A 16,740-nucleotide genomic window follows, 5' to 3' on the forward strand; every position below is an offset into this window, starting at 1 on the left:
AGGTGCCGTCGGCCGGGCCGGTGCGCTCATGCCGCCACCGCGGTCGCGTCCGAGGCCCAGACCCGCAGCCGCACGCGGTCGTGCTTGCCGCTGCTGGTGCGGGGCAGTGCGGGCACCACGCGGACGGCGCGGGGGCGTGCGTGCGGGGGCAGCCGGCGCCGGCATGCCTCGGCGACCCGGCCGGCCACGGCCGCGTGGTCGTTGTCCGGGCTCTCCACGAACGCCCATACGGCGTCCCCGCGGTCGCCGTGCCGGATGCCGACGACGGCGGCGTCGACGACGCCGTCCGCGGCGCGCGCCGCGTCCTCCACGACGGTGGGGGCGACGGTCTCGCCGTGCACCACGAGGATCTCTTTGATCCGGCCGCCGACCGTGAGCCAGCCGTCGGCCGTGACGGTGCCGGTGTCGCCGGTGCGCAGCCAGCCGTCGGCGGTGAACGGACCGCGGTCGAGGGCGCCGGTGGCCGGATCGAGGTAGCCCCGCATCAGGCCGGGGCCGGCGATCTCGATCTCCCGGCGCGGTCCGGTGACCCGGGCTCGGACGCCGTCGAGCAGGCGTCCCACGGTGCCGGGCCTGAGGTCACCCGGCGCGTTGAGGGCGACGTTGGGTCCGGCCTCGCTCAGTCCGTAGCCGTCGTGCAGCGGGGCGCCGGTGGCCGCGAGGAAGTCGTCGTACAGGGTGGGGGTCAGCACGTCGCCGCCGCAGCCTCGGATCCGCAGCGCGGCCAGCAGCCGGGCCGAGCCGGCGTCCCGGGCGGCCTCGGCGGCGAGCATCCGGTACATGGTGGGCACGCCGTCCAGAGAGGTGATGCCCTCCACGGCGAGCCGGGTCAGGGTGGTACGCAGGTGGAAGCCCGACTCCGCGTACAGGTGGGCGCCGGAGGTGCGCCACACTCGCAGCACGCTGTGACCGTAGGCGTGCCGCAGCGGCAGCGGGAGCAGCAGCCGGTCGGCGGCGGTGATCCCCATCCGGGTGGCGGTGGCGCGGCCCTGATGGGCGAGGGCGGCGGCCGGGACGGCGACCGCCTTGGGGTCCCCGGAGCTGCCGGAGGTCCAGAAGACGGCGGCGGTGTCCTCGGGGAGGGCCAGGGGGCGGGGCCTCACCTCGACGACGGGCTCGCCGGTGGAGGTGGCGTGGACGGCGGCGGCCGCGGCGATCCGGCGGGAGGGGGCGGCGCCGTCGAGCAGCAGGGGTGCGCCGGCGGCCTCGGCGGCCAGCGCGGAGACGACGGCGGTGAGCGGGTGGTCGCAGGCGAGTGCGGCGGCCCGGCCCGGTCCGGCTCCGGCGGTGGTGAGGGCGCGCGCGGTACGGGTGACCAACCGGGCCAGGTGACGGGGCGGGACGTGCTCCCCGTCGACGGTCAGGCGCGGCAGCCCGGCGACGCCGCGGGGGGTCATGCGGTGCCTCCGGCGGGCGGGGCGGTGTCGAACACGCGGCGGACGCCCACGGGGACGTCGTCGTCACGGACCGGGACGGTGATGACCGTGGTCCGGCCCTCGGCGTGTGCCTTGGCCGCGCCCTCGAGGGCCGCGACGAGTTCGGCGGCCGTCGTGCAGTGCGCGGTGAGGCCGCCGAGGGCGCGCACGGCGGCGTCGGTGTGCGCGGGTGCGGTGAAGCGGGTGAGGGTGTCGGGTGCCCGCTCCTCGGCGCGGACGAAGCGGGGCCAGCCGTAGCCGCGGTTGTCGAGCACCAGGACGGTCAGGCCGAGGTTCAGTTCGGCGGCTGTCGGCAGCGCGGCCAGTCCCATCTCGAACGCGCCGTCGCCGCAGACGAGGACCGTGCGCCGGGCGGGGTCGGCGAGGGCGGCGCCGACCGCGGCGGGCAGGCCGAAGCCGACCATCGTCTGCTCGCCGGGGGTGATGACGCGGGCGCCGTCGCCGACGGACACCACGGGATAGTGGTAGCCCCACATGTCGTGCAGGCCGTTCTCCTGGACGAGGGTCGCCTCTCGGGTCACCGACTCCTGCAGCAGTCGCAGCGCCGCGGTGACGGTCAGCTCCGGGTCGTCGGCGGGGGTCCGGCGGGCGCGCATCGCGGCGCGGACGGCGGTGACCTCGGCCCGGCGGGCGGCGCCGTCCGCGGTCATCGCGGGCGCCTCGGCCACCACGGCGTCGGCGAGTTGGCCGGCGACCACGGCAGCGTCACCGAGCAGGGCCACCTCGGGCTCGACGGCGGTGTGGAAGACGGCCGGGTCGACGTCGACGTGCACCAGCGTCTTGTCCTCCAAGCCGTTCCAGCCCATACGGGCGGTCTCCTCCAGGCGGGAGCCGATGGCGAGGACCACGTCGGCGTCGGCGAGGAGGCCGTCCGCCGGGGGTGTGGTGTACAGGCCCACCAGGCCGCAGGCGAGCGGGTGTTCCTCGTCGACGAGGCCGCGCCCGGCGGCGGTGGTGAACAGCGGCGCGGCCAGCAGCTCCGCCAGCCGCCGTACGGCGGCGCCGGCGCCGGCGGGCTTGCAGCCGCCGCCCACGACGACGACGGGCAGGCGCGCCCCGGTGAGCAGCCGGGCGGCCCGGCGCACCTCCTCGGCGTCGGCGGCGAAGCGCAGCCGGCGTACCGGCGGGGCGGGCCGCCGTTCGGGGGCGGGGGCCCGCAGCACCTCGTCGGCGATCTCCACAAGCACCACGCCGGGGGCGCCGTTGACGGCGAGGTGAACGGCTCTGCGCAAGGCCCAGGTCAGCTGCCGCGGGTCCTCGACGAGGAAGTCCCACTTCGTCAGGGGGCGGGCCATGGCCGCCTGGTCGGTGTGCTGGAAGCCGCCGCGGCCGATGCCGAGAGCGGGCACGCGGGTGGTGACGACGACGATCGGGGCGCCCAGCGAGGAGGCCTCCAGCAGGCCGGTGAGGGCGTTGGCGAAGCTGGGGCCGGAGTTGACGGCGAGGACGGCGGGCCGCCCGGAGACGGCGCTGTGTCCTATGGCCGCGCAGGCACCGGCCCGCTGGTCTCGCACTCCCAGGACCCGCAGCCCGGATGTGGTGCGTGCCGCGTCCATCAGTCCGGGTTCGTCGGAGGGCAGTCCGACGACGACGTCGCATCCGGCGTCCGCGAGGGTGGCGGCGACGACGTGCCAGGGGTGGGTGTCGGGGGGCGCGCTCACTGCTGCTCCTCGGCGGGGTCGTGGGGACGGGGACTCAGATGGGCGCGCAGGACGGCGCTGCGGTCACGGGTGACGGGGTCGAGCCCGGCGGTGAGCAAGGCGGGTCGGACGGGATCGCCGGGCAGCGGCTGCGCCGGTGCGCGGCGGACCCGGGTGGCCACGGCCCAGAAGGCGCCCGTGTCGAGGCGGCGCAGGACCTCGCAGAGGTAGACGACGCGGGCGCGGTCGGCGGCGACGAGGCCGCGGGCGAGGCGGAGGGCGGCCGTGCCGTCGCCGGCGGGCTCGGCGACGACGTAGCCGGGTCCGCGCCAGCCGGTGAGTTCGGTGAACCGCCGCAGCAGGCCGGACGGTTCGAGGCCGACGGAGTCGGCCGGGCGCAGTCGGCGGGCGCGGTCGTCGCAGTGCGCGGTGAAGGTGCCTGCGGCGTGGGCCGTGTAGTCGCCGGCGGCGAGGATCACCGGCACCGTGCCGGGGGCGTCGTCGTCGTGCAGCGCGGCGAGCGCCTCGCCGACCGCGTCGACCGCCTCGGGGTCGGCGGCCAGGCGCCGGGTGCCGGTGGCGGGCGGCGCAGGCGGGTCGCCGGCGGCCCGGCCGCGGGCGACGGGCGGGTCCAGGACGACACGTTCCCGGGCGGCCGGGGGACGTACGGAGAGACGGTTCCGGATGGCCGGGGAGCCTGGGAGGGCTGTCACCGCGGGGCTCCGGTGCCGGCCTCGGCGGACAGCAGCAGGGGCCGCCCGGTGGCGGTGCCGTGGCGGTGCACGCTGCCGGCCAGGGGGCCGTAGCCGCCGAACGGGCGGTTGCCGTCCTCCACGTCGAAGGTGACGCGTTCCTCGCAGACCACGCTGGTCGCGATACGCGTCCGGCCGGCCAGGGCGGGCTCACCGAAGACGGAGACGTACATGCCGCGCGCGCTCTCCTCGGTGGAGTGCAGCCACCGGGTGATCTGCTCCGGGTCGTCGTACTCCATGGTGAGCACGACAGGGGAGAAGAACTCGGGCGGGTGGAAGGCGTCCTGCCAGGGCAGGTGGAGGAGAGTCGGCTCGACGACCTGGCGGGCCAGGTCGACCCGGCCGCCGTGGACGGTGAACTCGCGGTGGGCGGTGAGGAAGGCGGCCGCCTCCTGCACAGCGTCCGGGTAGACCAGTGGCGCCACCCGGGTGGCGGGGTCGCGCCGGTCGCCGACGCCGATCTCGGCGAGCGCCGCGGCGAGCCGGGGTACGACCTCGCGGGCGAGCGAGCGGTGGACGAAGACGATGTCGGTGCACAGGCAGTCCTGGCCCGAGTTGTACAACCGGGCGGCGAGGACGGTGCGGCAGACCGCGTCGGTGTCGGCCTCGGGCCCGATGACCAGCGGGTTGGGTCCGGAGCCGAAGGTGAGCAGCAGCGCGTCGCCGGACAGCTGGGAGGCGATGGTCCGCCCGTTGTCGGGCTGCCCGGTGAAGACGACGGCGTCGGAGCGGGCGCAGTCGGCGAGAAACCGCCGCTGGGAGACGGGTTCCATGAGAACGTGTCCGCCGCCCAGGCCGCTCACATGCGGGCCGAGGATCTCGTGCACGGCCATCGCGGCGGGCGCCACCCGGGCCGAGGGACGGATGCGGACCTCGTCTGTGTAGAGCGAGGGGATGACGCCGAACAGGACGTAGGAGTACAGCAGGTTGTTCGACGGCAGGAACGTCGCGAGCCGGCCGAGCCGCCGCGGTGCGTTGCGAAGTACCTCCCACGGGGCGCCGGCGAGCGCGCGCAGCGAACGGAAGTGTTCGTCGGTCGCGGCCTGGGCGGTGGCCACCTGGGTGAGGACGCGGTGCAATTCGTCCCGGTGCCGCAGCAGCGTGTCGACGAGTCCGGGAACGACCGTGTCCACCGCCGCCGGTCCCGCCGGATGCGCCGGTCCCGCCGGATGCGCCGGTCCCGCCGGATGCGCCGGCCGCGCGTCCGGCCCCGTGGCTGACGATGTCTCGCGCCCTGCCTCGATGACGCTGCTCTGCATGCGCGTACCCCCTCGCACTCGCCAGGATCTCCGGGCTCGGTCAGGAAGCCTCTCCCGGTCCGGCGCCGGCGCGCATCTCGGTTCGTGCTCTCTTTCCCCGGCCGCGAACCCACTGAGCATTCTCGGAGAAGGAGGGTGGCCGAGCGGCCACTAGCATCCACAACTGCACCGGTGAACAGCCTATGGAGTCGGATTCAGCCATCCGCGCATAAGCCCGGAAAAGAAACCGTGAAGGGAGGGAATAAACGCTGTGGACGCCCACGAATTCAAATTCAGCGTATTCCTTTCCACGGTGATCCTCGAATCGGGAATTCTGCTCGCCCACGGACCACTCCAGCAGCGGATCGTGCTGGACGCGGCCTGGGAGCGGCCGGTGCGCGCCCTGTCCGCAGCGCCGTTCGGGCGGGACGCGTTCACCGCGCTGGCACCGGACCGCGCCGCCGCCCCGGCCGTCTTCCGGGCCCTTCGGGAGCGGCAACTGATCGTGCCCGAGGGGTGCGACGAGGTGGCCGCGCTGCGGGACTCGTTCGGGCGCCGCCCCGAGGACTCCGGCCATGACGCGGCAGCGCCCGCCGCGTCATGGCCGGCCAGCCGCTACGGGCTGCCCCAGCGGCTGTCCACGGCCGCCGCGGCCGCGGGGGCCGGGAAGCCGGTGCGAGTGCTGCTGATCGGCGGCTGCGTCACGCAGTTCACCGAGGAGCCGCTGCACGCTCTGGGCCGCGAACTCGGTCTCGACGTGCGCACCGAACACGTGTGGCCGGGCCCCTCCGCGGACCTCGCGCGTTCGGTGCGCCGGTCCCGCCCCGACGTGACGGTCTATCAGCCCGGTGTCCAGCCCTTCCTGACCGGCCTGTTCGACGGCGCCCACACCTGCGACGACGAGGAGCGGGCGCACCGGCTGGCGCTGATGAAGAACGCGCTGACCCTGTCCGTCCGGGCCCTGGCGGAGGCGCTGGAGGGCTCCCTGGGCCTGGTGCACAACGTGGCGCCGCCGGCGTTGTCGCCGTTCGGCCGGTTCGACTTCGCCGAGGAGTACGGTCTGCGCCGGGTCGTGGCCGAGCTGAACCTGCACATCGACCGGTGCGTACGCGGCCACTCCCACCTGATGGTCGTCGACGAGGAACGGCTGGTCGCCCGGTACGGCGCCGCCGCGCTCTTCGACGACCTCGTCTTCCCGTTCGGCCACCACGGCGGCTCGGTCGATCCCGGCGACGAGCGCCCGCACCAGCTGCCCGCGCTCGGCCGCGCCCTGGCCGGCGAGTACCTGGCCTGCCTGCGCGCCCACCGCGGCATCGGCCGGATCAAGCTGGTCGTGACCGACCTGGACGGCACGCTGTGGCCGGGCATCGCCGCCGACGACGGCTTCGACTGGATCGACGGCGACGCCACCAGCCGCTGGACGCACCTCGGCCTGCACCAGGCGCTGTCGGTGCTCAAGAGCCGCGGCGTGCTCCTCGCCACCTGCAGCAAGGGGGACGCGCACGCCACCTTGGGCACGTGGGAGAAAGCGGCCGACCGGCTGCCGCTCGGCCCCGATGACTTCGTGCTGCACCGCATCAACTGGCTGGCCAAGTCGGAGAACATCGCCGACCTCTGCACCCGGCTCGGCTTCACACCCGACCAGGTCCTCTTTCTCGACGACAACCCCGTCGAGCGGGCCGAGACGGCCACCGCCCTGCCCGGGCTGCACGTCGCCGAGGGCCCCGTGCACGGCTTCCGCGAGCTGCTGCTGTCCAGTGCCGCCCTGGAGGGCGGCCGGCGCACCCGGGAGGCGGCGCGCCGTACCGACACCACCCGCGCGATGCTGCGCCGCGAAGAGCTGCGCGCCGGCCTGGACCGGAACGCGTTCCTGCGCTCCCTGGACGTCCGGGTGCGCGTGACGCGGGCCGGTGAGGAGCACCTGGCCCGGGCGGCGGAACTGTTCAACCGCACCAACCAGTTCACGACGACGGCCTGGCGCACCACCCCGGAAGAGCTGCGCCGCGTCCTCACGGAACCGGACACCCATCTGCATGTCGGTGACGTCTGCGACCGGTTCGGCGACTACGGCCTGACCGCAGCCTGCCTGGTGCGGAACGGGACGGTGACGGCGTTCGCGATGAGCTGCCGGGTCATCGGCCTGGACGCCGCGGTGCCGTTCCTGGTCGCCGCCCTGGAGGACGGCGCAGGCGGACGGCACGCCCTGTCGGCCGGGCTGACCGGACGGATCGTCGTCACGGACCGCAACACCCCGGCGCGGGAGCTGTTCGCGGACGCCGGGTTCGAGGCGCGCGGCGACGACGGCCTGTACCTGCTGACCGACCCCGGCCGGCTTCCCGAGCTGTCCGAACTGCCCGTGACCGTGCTGTCCGCCACCGCGGCCGGCGCGGGCGGGCCGTGAACAGGGCCGGCCGGGCACCGCGGCGGCAGATGCAGCAGACCGAGACAGTCAGCAGAAGGGGGCGGACCGTGCGAGCAGTGGTGACCGGAGGCGCGGGCTTCGTCGGATCGCACCTGTGCGAGCGGCTCCTGTCGCGCGGCGACGAGGTCGTCTGCGTGGACGACCTGTCCACCGGCCGTGCCGCGAACATCGCGCACCTGCTCGACGACCCCCGCTTCCGCTTCCTGCACCAGGACGTCACCGAGGGTCTGGAGGTGTCCGGCCCGATCGGCGCGGTGTACCACCTGGCCTCCCCCGCCTCGCCGCGCGACTACCTGCGCCTGCCCGTGGAAACGCTGCTGGTGGGTTCGTACGGCACCCGCAACGCGCTGGAGCTGGCCCGCCGGCACGGCGCGAGGTTCCTGCTGACGTCCACGTCCGAGGTGTACGGCGACCCCCAGGTCCACCCACAACCGGAGAGCTACTGGGGCAACGTCAACCCGGTCGGTCCGCGCTCCGTCTACGACGAGGCCAAGCGCTTCGGCGAGGCGCTGACCATGGCCTACCGGCGGACCCATGGCGTGCGCACCACCATCGTGCGGATCTTCAACACCTATGGCCCCCGGATGCGCGCCGACGACGGCCGTGCCGTGCCCGCCTTCGTCACCCAGGCGCTGGCCGGCCTGCCGCTGACGGTCACCGGCGACGGCAGCCAGACCCGCTCCCTCTGCTATGTGGACGACCTGGTGACGGGGCTCGTCGGGGCCTTGGAAGCGGGCGTCACCGGACCGGTCAACCTCGGCAACCCCGAGGAAGTGACCATGCGCCGACTGGCGCTGGCGATCCGCGACGTGTGCGGGTCGTCGAGCCGGCTCACCTTCGTTCCGCGACCGCAGGACGACCCGCGGCTGCGCCGGCCGGACATCTCGGCCGCCCGCGACGAGCTGGGCTGGGCGCCGCGGACTCCCCTCGCCGAGGGCCTGGCCCGCACCGTCGCCTGGTTCCGGAACGCTTCCGCGCCCGGCGAGATGACCGCGGCGGAGCTCGACGGCCCCCGGCCGACGCCGGCGCCTCCGCCCGGGCGCCCGCGACCCGAACGCTCCGGCCCGACCGCCGGACCCGAATCCCCCAGGAAGGGGGGCATGATCCATGACCCCGCAGGAACCGTTCGCCGTCAGGCGTCCGGCCGACGTGCCGCTTGAGCAACTCGTCGATCTGGTGCGCTCCTACGAGGAGCACATCACCGGAGTGGCCAGTTGCACCCGCGAGGACATCGTCCTGGAGACCGGCCACCCAGGCTACGAGGAGAACAGCTGGTGCCTGACCGGCCCCGGCGGCCAGGTGTTCGCCTGGGCGGCGCTCACGGCGCATGACGGCACCCTGGACGCCGCGCTCACCGTACGTCCCGGCCGGCATGCCGAGAGCGCGGCCCGCACCCTGCTGGCCCGGCTGCTGGACCGGGCCGACGAACTCGCCGCCCAGCAGGGCAGACCTCTCACCGTCACCGTCGGCGGTGTGCTCAGCGGTGACGAGGTGGTCCCGTCGGTCCTGCGCGAGGCGGGGTTCGCCTCCGGCGCCAGCGCCGGCCAGTACACGATCGACCTGACCGTCCCCCCGCTGCCGCCCGTGCTCCCCGAGGGCGGAAGCATCCGGGAGGCGGGCCCGCACGATCTCGGCGCCCTGCACACGGTGCACCTCAGCAGCCGCGGCAAGGGCCCCAAGACCGGGGATCCGGCCCTGTTCGACACCCGCCTGCGGCGGTTGCGGGACGCGGGTGGCGCGGCCCTGCTGATGGAGGTCACCGGCCGGCCGACCGGCTACATCCTGACGCAGGCCACCGACGCCAAGGAGGGACGCGTCCTGGAGCTGGCGGTGGCCCCCGCCTTTCGGGGACTGGGCATCGGGTACGCCCTGCTCGCCGCCGGGCTCGCCGAACTGCGGACCCGGGGTGTGGCCCGGGCGCGAGTCCTGCTGGACACGGGCGACCTGCACGACCAGGAGTCGCTCGGGCGGGTGCTCACCGTTCAGGCGGCGCGCACCGTCACCCGCTTCCACCGCAGCACCGACGACTGACCCGGCCGCACCGGGGCCCACGGGCCCGTTGCCGCACCGGACAAGGACGGTGCTCCCGACCGAGTCCCGTCCCGACATCTGCCGCAACGATATCGATCCCTCTCCCGCCCTCGAAGCACTCGACGGGCAGTCGGCGCTTCTTCGTGAAGTCCCGCCCGCGCCCGGCCCACCCGTTCACCCCGCTTCAGATCGGAGCCCCTGCCATGACCCGCACCGCCGCATCCCGGCGCCTGCTGATGGTGATGCCCTACAGCCAGTTCGTCCGCAAGGCCGCCGAGGCGGGCTTCGAGGTCTGGGCCATCTGGGATCCCTCGCTGCGCGAGCGGGAGTACCTCGACGAGGTCGCCGCGCACGCCCGGGAACTGCTGCTGACCGACTTCGGGGACGAGGCCGGTCTGCGCGCCCTGATCGCCGAGACGGTCCGCGCGCACGACATCGGCACCGTGCTGCACCTGGGCGCGGAGGAGTCGATGCCCCCGGCCGTCGCGGAGGCCGAGGCCCTCGGTGTCTCCCCCAACCCGGCCGCCGCCGTCACCGCCCTCAACGACAAGGCGGCGATGCGGGAGCTGCTCGCCGCGCACGGCCTGTCGCCGGTGCGCTCCCAGGTGGCGGCGACCGCCGAGGAGGTCGCCGCGGCCGTGGCCCGGCTGCCGCTGCCCGTCGTGGTCAAGCCGGCCCGCGCTTCCGGCAGCCGCGGTATCGCGCTGGTCCGCGACATCGACGACCTCGAGGAGTGGACCGGCCGCGTCACCGAGGGCGCCCTCGCCGGCCCCTACCTGATCGAGGAGTTCCTGGAGGGCCCTGAGTTCAGCGTGGAGACGCTGTCCGCGGACGGCGAGCACCACGTCATCGGCATCACCGCGAAGCAGACCACGGGCGCGCCGTTCTTCATCGAGACCGCACACGTCCACCCGGCCCCGCTCGGCCCCGAGGAGCGGGCCGCCCTGCACGCGGTCGTGATCGGGCTGCTCGACCTGGCCGGCTACCGCTTCGGGCCCGCGCACACCGAGATCGTCCTCACCGCGCACGGCCCGCGCGTCGTGGAGTCGCAGACCCGGCTGGGCGGCGACCGCATACCGCTGCTCATCGAGACCGCGTCCGACTACGACATCGAGGCCGCGATCTTCCGCACCTTGGCCGGGGAGCCCGTGGAGCCGCCCGCCCCGCGGCACACCGCCTCCGTCGGCTTCTTCTTCCTGCCCGCCGGCCGGCTTCGGTCCGTGGAGGGCGTGGACGCCATCCGCGCGCTGCCCTACGTGCAGGCGCTGCACTTCCCGTTCCAGCCGGGCGACGAACTGCCGCCCACCACCAATTCGTTCACCCGCCACGGCTACGTCGTCGTCGACGCCGAGTCGCCCGCCGAGGCCCGTGCCCGCATCGCCCGGGTCCGCGGTCTGCTGCGCGCCGACGTCCGCGAGGCCGCCCTGGCCGCCCCCGAGGGAGTCCTTCGATGAGCACCCGCAAGACCGTGTTGCTGATCGGCGGCGTCGACGCCCATGTGGACCGCTTCACCGCGCTCGGTGTCGAGGTCGTCCTGATCCAGCACCCCGACAAGGTCACCGAGCACCAGACGCGCGCCGCCGACGTCCTGCTCGTCGTCGACTACACCGACTGGGACACCGTCCGGCCGTTCGCCGAGGCGGCGCGCGCCGTGTACGGCGTCGACGCCGTGGTCTCGCTCACCGAGCCGGGGCTGAATCCGGCGAGCCGGCTCGGCGACCTGTTCGGGCTGACCGACGGCCGCCGCCACCAGGTGAGCCGCCGGATGCGCGACAAATGGCTGATGCGCCGCCACCTCGCCGAACAGGGGCTGCCCGTCCCGCACGCCGCTCAGGTGACCGACCGGGCCTCGCTGGACGCCTTCGGCACGCTGGCCGGCTATCCGTTCATCGTCAAACCCGTCTCCACCACCGCGGGTTTCGGCCTGATCCGGGCCGAGAGCCCGCAGGACCTGGACCGGGTGTGGGCGCGCGTGCGGGAGCTGGACGGCGGGCGCACGGACCGCGGCTCGACGATGTTCACCGTCGACGGCTTCCTGATGGAGTCCTACATCGACGGCCCGGAGTTCAGCGTCGAGGCGCTCAGCTTCGCCGGCCGGCACGTCGTCGTCGCCGTCACCGAGAAGCTCACCGCCGAGGATCACTTCGCCGAACTGGGGCACGCCGTGCCCGCCCGGCTCTGCGCTGCCGAACGGCAGCGGCTGACCGGCGCGGTCGAGGAGTTCCTGACCGCCATGGAGGTCACCGACGGCCCGAGCCACACCGAGATCCGGCTGTCCTCGCGCGGACCGGTGGTCATCGAGTCCCACAACCGGCTCGGCGGCGACCACATCGTGGAGCTGGTCGAGGCGGCGTACGGCATCGACATGATCGCCTATGGCGCGGCCTGGCCGCTCGGGCTCACCGAGCCGCTCGCCGAGCCGCCCGCGCCGAAGGCCGCGGCCGTCATGCGGGCCGTGGTCCGTGAGCCGGGCACCGTCTCGGCGGTGAGCGGCGTGGAGGAGGTCCGGGCCCGGCCCGGCGTGCTGATGGCACAGGTCTCCGTACGCCCGGGCGACACCGTGCGGCCGCTGCGCGACAACTGGGACCGGCTCGGCAGCGTCGTCGTCACCGCCGCCGACACCGATACCGCGGTGGAGCTGTGCGAGCGCCTCGTGGGCGAGGACATCCGGATCGACGTCGAACCCGAGGCGGCCCCCGCGCCGGCCCGGGCCGCCTGAGCCGGCCGCCCGGGCCGGAAGGAGTCGGCATCATGTCGGAGAAGCTTTCCCTGTGGCGCACCATGGGCGAGGACCTCGACGTCGTCGTCGCCCGCGACCCGTCCCTGTCCGGCCGGCTGGAGGCGCTCGGCCACACCGGGTTGTCCGCCGTGTGGGCGCACCGCGTGGCGCACCGGCTGTACCGGCGGCGTCTGCGCACGGCCGCGGGGGTCCTCGCCCGGGTCGCCCGCCGCCGCACCGGCGTCGAGATCCATCCCGGCGCGGTGCTGGGCCGCCGCGTCTTCATCGACCACGGCGCATCGGTGGTCATCGGGCAGACCGCCGTCGTCGGCGACGACGTGACGATCTATCAGCAGGTCACGCTGGGTGCGGTGGGGTGGTGGACGGACAACCACCGCCCGCCGGGCGCCCGGCGGCACCCGGTCGTCGGCGACGGGGTGATCCTCGGCGCGAACGCGACTGTGCTGGGGCCCGTGACCATCGGCGACCACTCCCTGATCGGTGCCATGGCCACCGTCACCGAGGACCTGCCGCCCGGGGCGCGCGTGTACGCGCCGCGCTGCGTCGTCCGCCCCGGCCCCGGGCTGCGGCCGGTACCGGACGCCGGCACGGCACCCGGCACCGTCCAGGGCGCGGTTCCCGCCGACGCGCCCGACGCCCTACGGATCCTCGCTTCCGCGGGTTCCTGGTGACCGCACCCACCCCCTTCTCCCTCCTCACCCAGGAGTTGGTCCATGACCACCGTCCTCTCCCCGGCGCCCGCCGCCCGGCGTGTCGCCGCCGGCCTCGAAGAACTCATCGGAAACACCCCCCTGGTCCGCCTCACCGTGCCCGGCGCCGCGCCCGGCACCGAGGTCCTCGCCAAGCTGGAATCCGCCAACCCGTTCTCCAGCAGCAAGGACCGCGCCGCCCTCGCCATGCTCCGCGGCGCCGAACTGCGCGGCGAGCTGGTCCCCGGCGGCACCGTGGTGGAGTCCACGTCCGGCAACACCGGCATCGCCCTGGCAGCGCTGTGCGCCCGGCGCGGCTACCGCTGTGTGGTGGTCCTGCCCGACAGCGCGACGCCGGAGCGGACCGGGCTGCTGACGGCGCTCGGCGCGCAGGTCGTGCAGACCCCGAGTGCCGAGGGGTTCGCCGGCGCCATCGCCGAGGCCGAGCAGATCCAGGCAGCCACCCCGGGCGCCTGGTACGTGCGCCAGCACGAGAACCCCGACAACGTCCGGGCGCACTACGAGAGCACGGGACCGGAGATCTGGGCGGACACCGCCGGCCGGGTCGACGTCCTGGTCGCGGGTGTCGGCACCGGCGGCACCCTCACCGGTGCCGGCCGCTTCCTGCGCGAGCGCAATCCACGCCTGGAGGTCGTCGCCGTGGAGCCGGAGGGCTCGCCCGTCCTCTCACGCGGCCATGCCGGCACCCACCGCATCCCCGGTCTGAACGGCGGCTTCGTCTCCCCCACCACGGACGTCGCGCTCATCGACCGGGTGATCACGTGCTCCGACGAGGCAGCCCTCACGGCCTCCCGGACGCTCGTGCGGGAGCAGGCCGTGTTCGCCGGGCTCTCCTCCGGTGCCGCTGTGCACGCGGCGACGCTGCTGGCCCGGGATCCCGCCTACGCCGGCCGGACGATAGTCGCCGTTCTCCCCGACACCGGCGAACGGTACGTCAGCATCTGGAACGAAGGGACTTCCCTGTGACCACGCTCGTGCTCCACCGCGGTTCGCTGCGTGCCAACCCCTACGAGCGGTGGCTGGCCGACCACGGCGAGAAGCTCGTCCTGCTGGGCTCGGCGCAGCAGCTGGCCCTGTTCGGCGAGGAACTGCCCACCGGGGCGCCGTATCTGCACGCGGAGGTGCTCGACGACTACGACACCGGCCCGCACGTGCTCGAGCGGGCCGCCGAGCTCGTCGAAGAGTTCGGTGTCACCGACGTCGTCGCCTGCCAGGAGTTCGACATCGAGCGGGCGGCGGCCTTGCGCGAGCGCTACGGCCTGCCCGGCCAGCGTCCCGACTCCGCGCGCGTGTACCGGGACAAGTGGGAGATGAAACAGGCCGCGGTGCGGGCCGGGATACCGGTCGCCGACCACACGCTGCTGGGGTCGGCCGCGGACCTCGAGGCCTTCGCCGACCGGCACGGGTTCCCCGTCGTGCTCAAGCCCCGCAAGGGTGTGCTGTCCATCGGTGTGGCCGTACTGCGCACCCGGGAAGAACTCCGGCGCCGGCTGCGGGAGGTGGAGCTGCTCGCCCCGGACGGTACCCCGCAGTGGCTGGCCGAGACGTTCGTCGAGGGCTCCATGTGCCACATCGACGGCACGGTCCTGGACGGCCGGATCACCACGCTGTGGCCGTCGCAGTACCAGTACGCGCTGGCCGACTTCCGGGACCGCAAGGGCCGCGTCGACATGGCCCTGGACGTCGCCGACCCACTGGCCCGCCGTCTCGTGGCGTTCGGTGAGCGCGTGCTGGAGGCGTTCGGCGGTCCGGAGCACTTCGCCTTCCACATCGAGGTGTTCCACACCACCGGCGGCGACCTCGTCCTGTGCGAGGCGGCCTCCCGGGCGGGCGGTGCCGGGGTGCGGGACGTGCAGCGGGTGCTGTTCGGCTTCGACCCGATGGAGTACCCCGTCCGCCGTCAGCTCGGCCTGCCCGTGTCGGCCGTCGAGCGCCGGGACCCCGACCGCCTCGCGGGGCAGCTGCTGTTCACCAAGCGTCCCGGGGTGCTGCGGGCGCTGCCGGACCCGGCGGCCTTGCCGCCGGGCGTGGTGAAGTACACCACGTACGCGGAGGTCGGCCAGAGCGTGCCGGATGCCACGCATTCGGGTGACTTCCTCGCCGCGTTCGTGGTCACCGGAGCCGACCGGGCCGAGACGGAGGCCCGGATCCGGGTGGCGGAGACCTGGTTCCTCGCGGGACTGGACATGGCCTGACCACGGGCTGCCGCGCAGCCGACGGAATCACTGCCCGCAGCGGCGCAGGACGGCGACCAGGCGGGCGGCCAGGGCCACGGCGAGGGCGGCGATCGCGACCTCGGTGACCATGGCCGGTGTGTAGCGCAGTGGCAGCGCGGCTGAGGACGGGTAGAGGACCATGCCGACGACGGCGATGCCGAGCGCCGCGGCGAGCTGCTGGGTGGTGGCCAGGACGCCGGCTCCGGCGCCCGCGTCGCGCGGTGGCACCCTGCTCATCACCGCCCCGGTCAGCAGCGGGACGATCATGCCGTTGCCGAGCCCGTACACGGCCATACCCGTCAGCAGTACGGTCATGAAGGCGTCCTCGCCGGCGAGCAGCGCGGCGCAGGGCGCCGCGGCAAGGCCCAGCGCGATCAGCGCGGCGGCGAGCACGAGCACCCGGTCTCCCAGCCGTGCCCGCAGCGGGACGGCGAGCCGCGAGCCCAGGGCGATGGCGACGGCGGCGGGGGTGAACGTCAGCCCCGCCGCAGCGGAGCCGAGCCCGGCCTGGTCCTGCAGGTACAGCGCGAGGACGACGGCGAAGGGCACGCTGGCCATGTAGAGCAGGAAGTTGAGCAGAACGCCGTGCACGAAGACAGGCACGGAGAACAGGCCCACCGGCAGCAGCGCGGGCCGGCCCCGGCGAAGCCGGGCGCGCTGGTTGCGTACGAAGGCGGCCGCCAGCAGGCAGCCCGCCGCGCAGAGGGCCAGGCCGGTAGGCAGGAACGGCCACTGCCGGACGGCGGCCAGCGGCAGCAGGACCAGCGCCACGGACACCGCGCTGAGAACCGCCCCGGTGACGTCGGCGCCCTGGCCCGCGAGCGGCGGCCGGTCGGTGTCCAGGGTGGCGGGCAGCAGCAGGAACACGATCGCACACAGCGGTATGGCGACGAGGAAGACCGGGCGCCAGCCCAGACCGAAGACGTCCCAGGCGGGCAGGGCACCGCCGAGGATCTGGCCGAGCACCATGCCGAGGCTCATCGACACCGCGAACCAGGACAGCGCTCTGGGTTGTTCGGCGGGCGGGAAGTGCGTCCGTATCAGGGCCAGTACCTGCGGCTGGAGCACCGCGGCAGCGGCACCCTGGGCGAGCCGGGCCGCGATGAGTGAGCCGGGGGAGACGGCGAGGGCACAGGCCAGCGTGGTGAGCGCGAACACGGCGATGCCGGCCCGGTACATGCGCCGCCGTCCGAACAGGTCGCCGAGCCGGCCACCGGTGATCAGTCCGAGTCCGTAGACCAGGCCGTATCCGCCGACCACCGCCTGGAATTCGAAGGGGGTGAGCCTGAACGACTGGTTGATGGACGGCGCCGCGAGATTGACGCAGAACTGGTCGAAGAGCGACAGGAAGGGCCCGACCAGCAGCAGGGCCAGCGCCTGCCGGCGGCGCGGGTGGGCCGGTGGCGGTGCCGGGCGGTGTCCGGTGCCGCCGCGCTCGTGCCCCCCGGGGCGGGCCGCGGGATGCCGATCGACGAGTTCCGCCATGTGTCCCTGTTCCCTTCACGCGTGTCCTGCGGACATCACAGGAGCACTGCGCGGCGCACGGCAAGCGGAC

General features: G+C 74.4%; 13 protein-coding genes. 8 read left to right on the top strand and 5 right to left on the bottom strand.

Translation table 11 applies throughout. The features are described from left to right. Positions 1 to 26: 26 nt before the first annotated feature. The 4 genes from AQJ66_RS32060 to AQJ66_RS32075 are packed head-to-tail and all read right to left on the bottom strand — an operon-like array spanning position 27 to position 4,961. Entirely contained in the window at positions 27 to 1,397 is a 1,371-nt protein-coding gene (locus tag AQJ66_RS32060) for a class I adenylate-forming enzyme family protein (RefSeq protein ID WP_061928966.1), read from the bottom strand. Then, positions 1,394 to 3,097: a thiamine pyrophosphate-binding protein gene (locus AQJ66_RS32065; protein WP_061928968.1), complete on the bottom strand. Its 1,704-nt coding sequence runs from the start codon at positions 3,095 to 3,097 to the stop codon at positions 1,394 to 1,396. Before AQJ66_RS32065 ends, AQJ66_RS32060 begins: the two co-directional genes overlap by 4 nt. Beyond that, positions 3,094 to 3,789, bottom strand: coding sequence for a hypothetical protein (locus AQJ66_RS32070; protein ID WP_061928970.1), 696 nt, complete (start codon positions 3,787 to 3,789; stop codon positions 3,094 to 3,096). Before AQJ66_RS32070 ends, AQJ66_RS32065 begins: the two co-directional genes overlap by 4 nt. Beyond that, a complete protein-coding gene (locus AQJ66_RS32075; RefSeq protein WP_061928971.1) occupies positions 3,786 to 4,961 on the bottom strand; it encodes an aldehyde dehydrogenase family protein in 1,176 nt (391 codons plus the stop codon). The genes AQJ66_RS32070 and AQJ66_RS32075 overlap by 4 nt, the downstream gene beginning before the upstream one ends. A gap of 418 nt (positions 4,962 to 5,379) precedes the next feature. On the opposite strand from AQJ66_RS32075, the gene AQJ66_RS32080 reads away from it, so the two are divergent. The 8 genes from AQJ66_RS32080 to AQJ66_RS32115 all read left to right on the top strand — a co-directional run bounded on the left by AQJ66_RS32080 (position 5,380) and on the right by AQJ66_RS32115 (position 15,164). After that, positions 5,380 to 7,467, top strand: coding sequence for an HAD-IIIC family phosphatase (locus AQJ66_RS32080; protein ID WP_159052675.1), 2,088 nt, complete (start codon positions 5,380 to 5,382; stop codon positions 7,465 to 7,467). A 29-nt stretch (positions 7,468 to 7,496) separates the two neighbouring features. After that, complete coding sequence (locus tag AQJ66_RS32085) at positions 7,497 to 8,648, top strand: UDP-glucuronic acid decarboxylase family protein (RefSeq protein ID WP_167359204.1); 1,152 nt, start codon at positions 7,497 to 7,499, stop codon at positions 8,646 to 8,648. Then, positions 8,596 to 9,519 carry a GNAT family N-acetyltransferase gene (locus AQJ66_RS32090; RefSeq protein WP_061928974.1) on the top strand — a complete coding sequence of 308 codons (924 nt, stop codon included), beginning with the start codon at positions 8,596 to 8,598 and terminating at the stop codon, positions 9,517 to 9,519. The genes AQJ66_RS32085 and AQJ66_RS32090 overlap by 53 nt, the downstream gene beginning before the upstream one ends. Positions 9,520 to 9,722: 203 nt before the next feature. Then, positions 9,723 to 10,973 (top strand): ATP-grasp domain-containing protein, encoded by a 1,251-nt coding sequence (locus AQJ66_RS32095; protein ID WP_061928976.1) that lies wholly within the window; start codon positions 9,723 to 9,725, stop codon positions 10,971 to 10,973. After that, complete coding sequence (locus tag AQJ66_RS32100) at positions 10,970 to 12,238, top strand: ATP-grasp domain-containing protein (RefSeq protein ID WP_061928978.1); 1,269 nt, start codon at positions 10,970 to 10,972, stop codon at positions 12,236 to 12,238. Before AQJ66_RS32095 ends, AQJ66_RS32100 begins: the two co-directional genes overlap by 4 nt. A 32-nt stretch (positions 12,239 to 12,270) precedes the next feature. Next, the gene (gene epsC / locus AQJ66_RS32105) at positions 12,271 to 12,930 is read left to right on the top strand and encodes a serine O-acetyltransferase EpsC (protein ID WP_061928979.1); all 660 of its coding nucleotides are present in this window, start codon (positions 12,271 to 12,273) and stop codon (positions 12,928 to 12,930) included. Between the two features lie 42 nt (positions 12,931 to 12,972). After that, complete coding sequence (locus AQJ66_RS32110; protein WP_061928981.1) at positions 12,973 to 13,935, top strand: PLP-dependent cysteine synthase family protein; 963 nt, start codon at positions 12,973 to 12,975, stop codon at positions 13,933 to 13,935. Then, positions 13,932 to 15,164: an ATP-grasp domain-containing protein gene (locus AQJ66_RS32115; protein ID WP_061928983.1), complete on the top strand. Its 1,233-nt coding sequence runs from the start codon at positions 13,932 to 13,934 to the stop codon at positions 15,162 to 15,164. The genes AQJ66_RS32110 and AQJ66_RS32115 overlap by 4 nt, the downstream gene beginning before the upstream one ends. Before the next feature lie 27 nt (positions 15,165 to 15,191). Here AQJ66_RS32115 and AQJ66_RS32120 read toward each other — a convergent pair whose 3' ends face one another. Continuing rightward, positions 15,192 to 16,670, bottom strand: coding sequence for an MFS transporter (locus AQJ66_RS32120; protein WP_061928985.1), 1,479 nt, complete (start codon positions 16,668 to 16,670; stop codon positions 15,192 to 15,194). Between the last annotated feature and the right edge of the window lie 70 nt (positions 16,671 to 16,740).

This window comes from Streptomyces bungoensis, from assembly GCF_001514215.1.
Taxonomy (GTDB): domain Bacteria; phylum Actinomycetota; class Actinomycetes; order Streptomycetales; family Streptomycetaceae; genus Streptomyces; species Streptomyces bungoensis.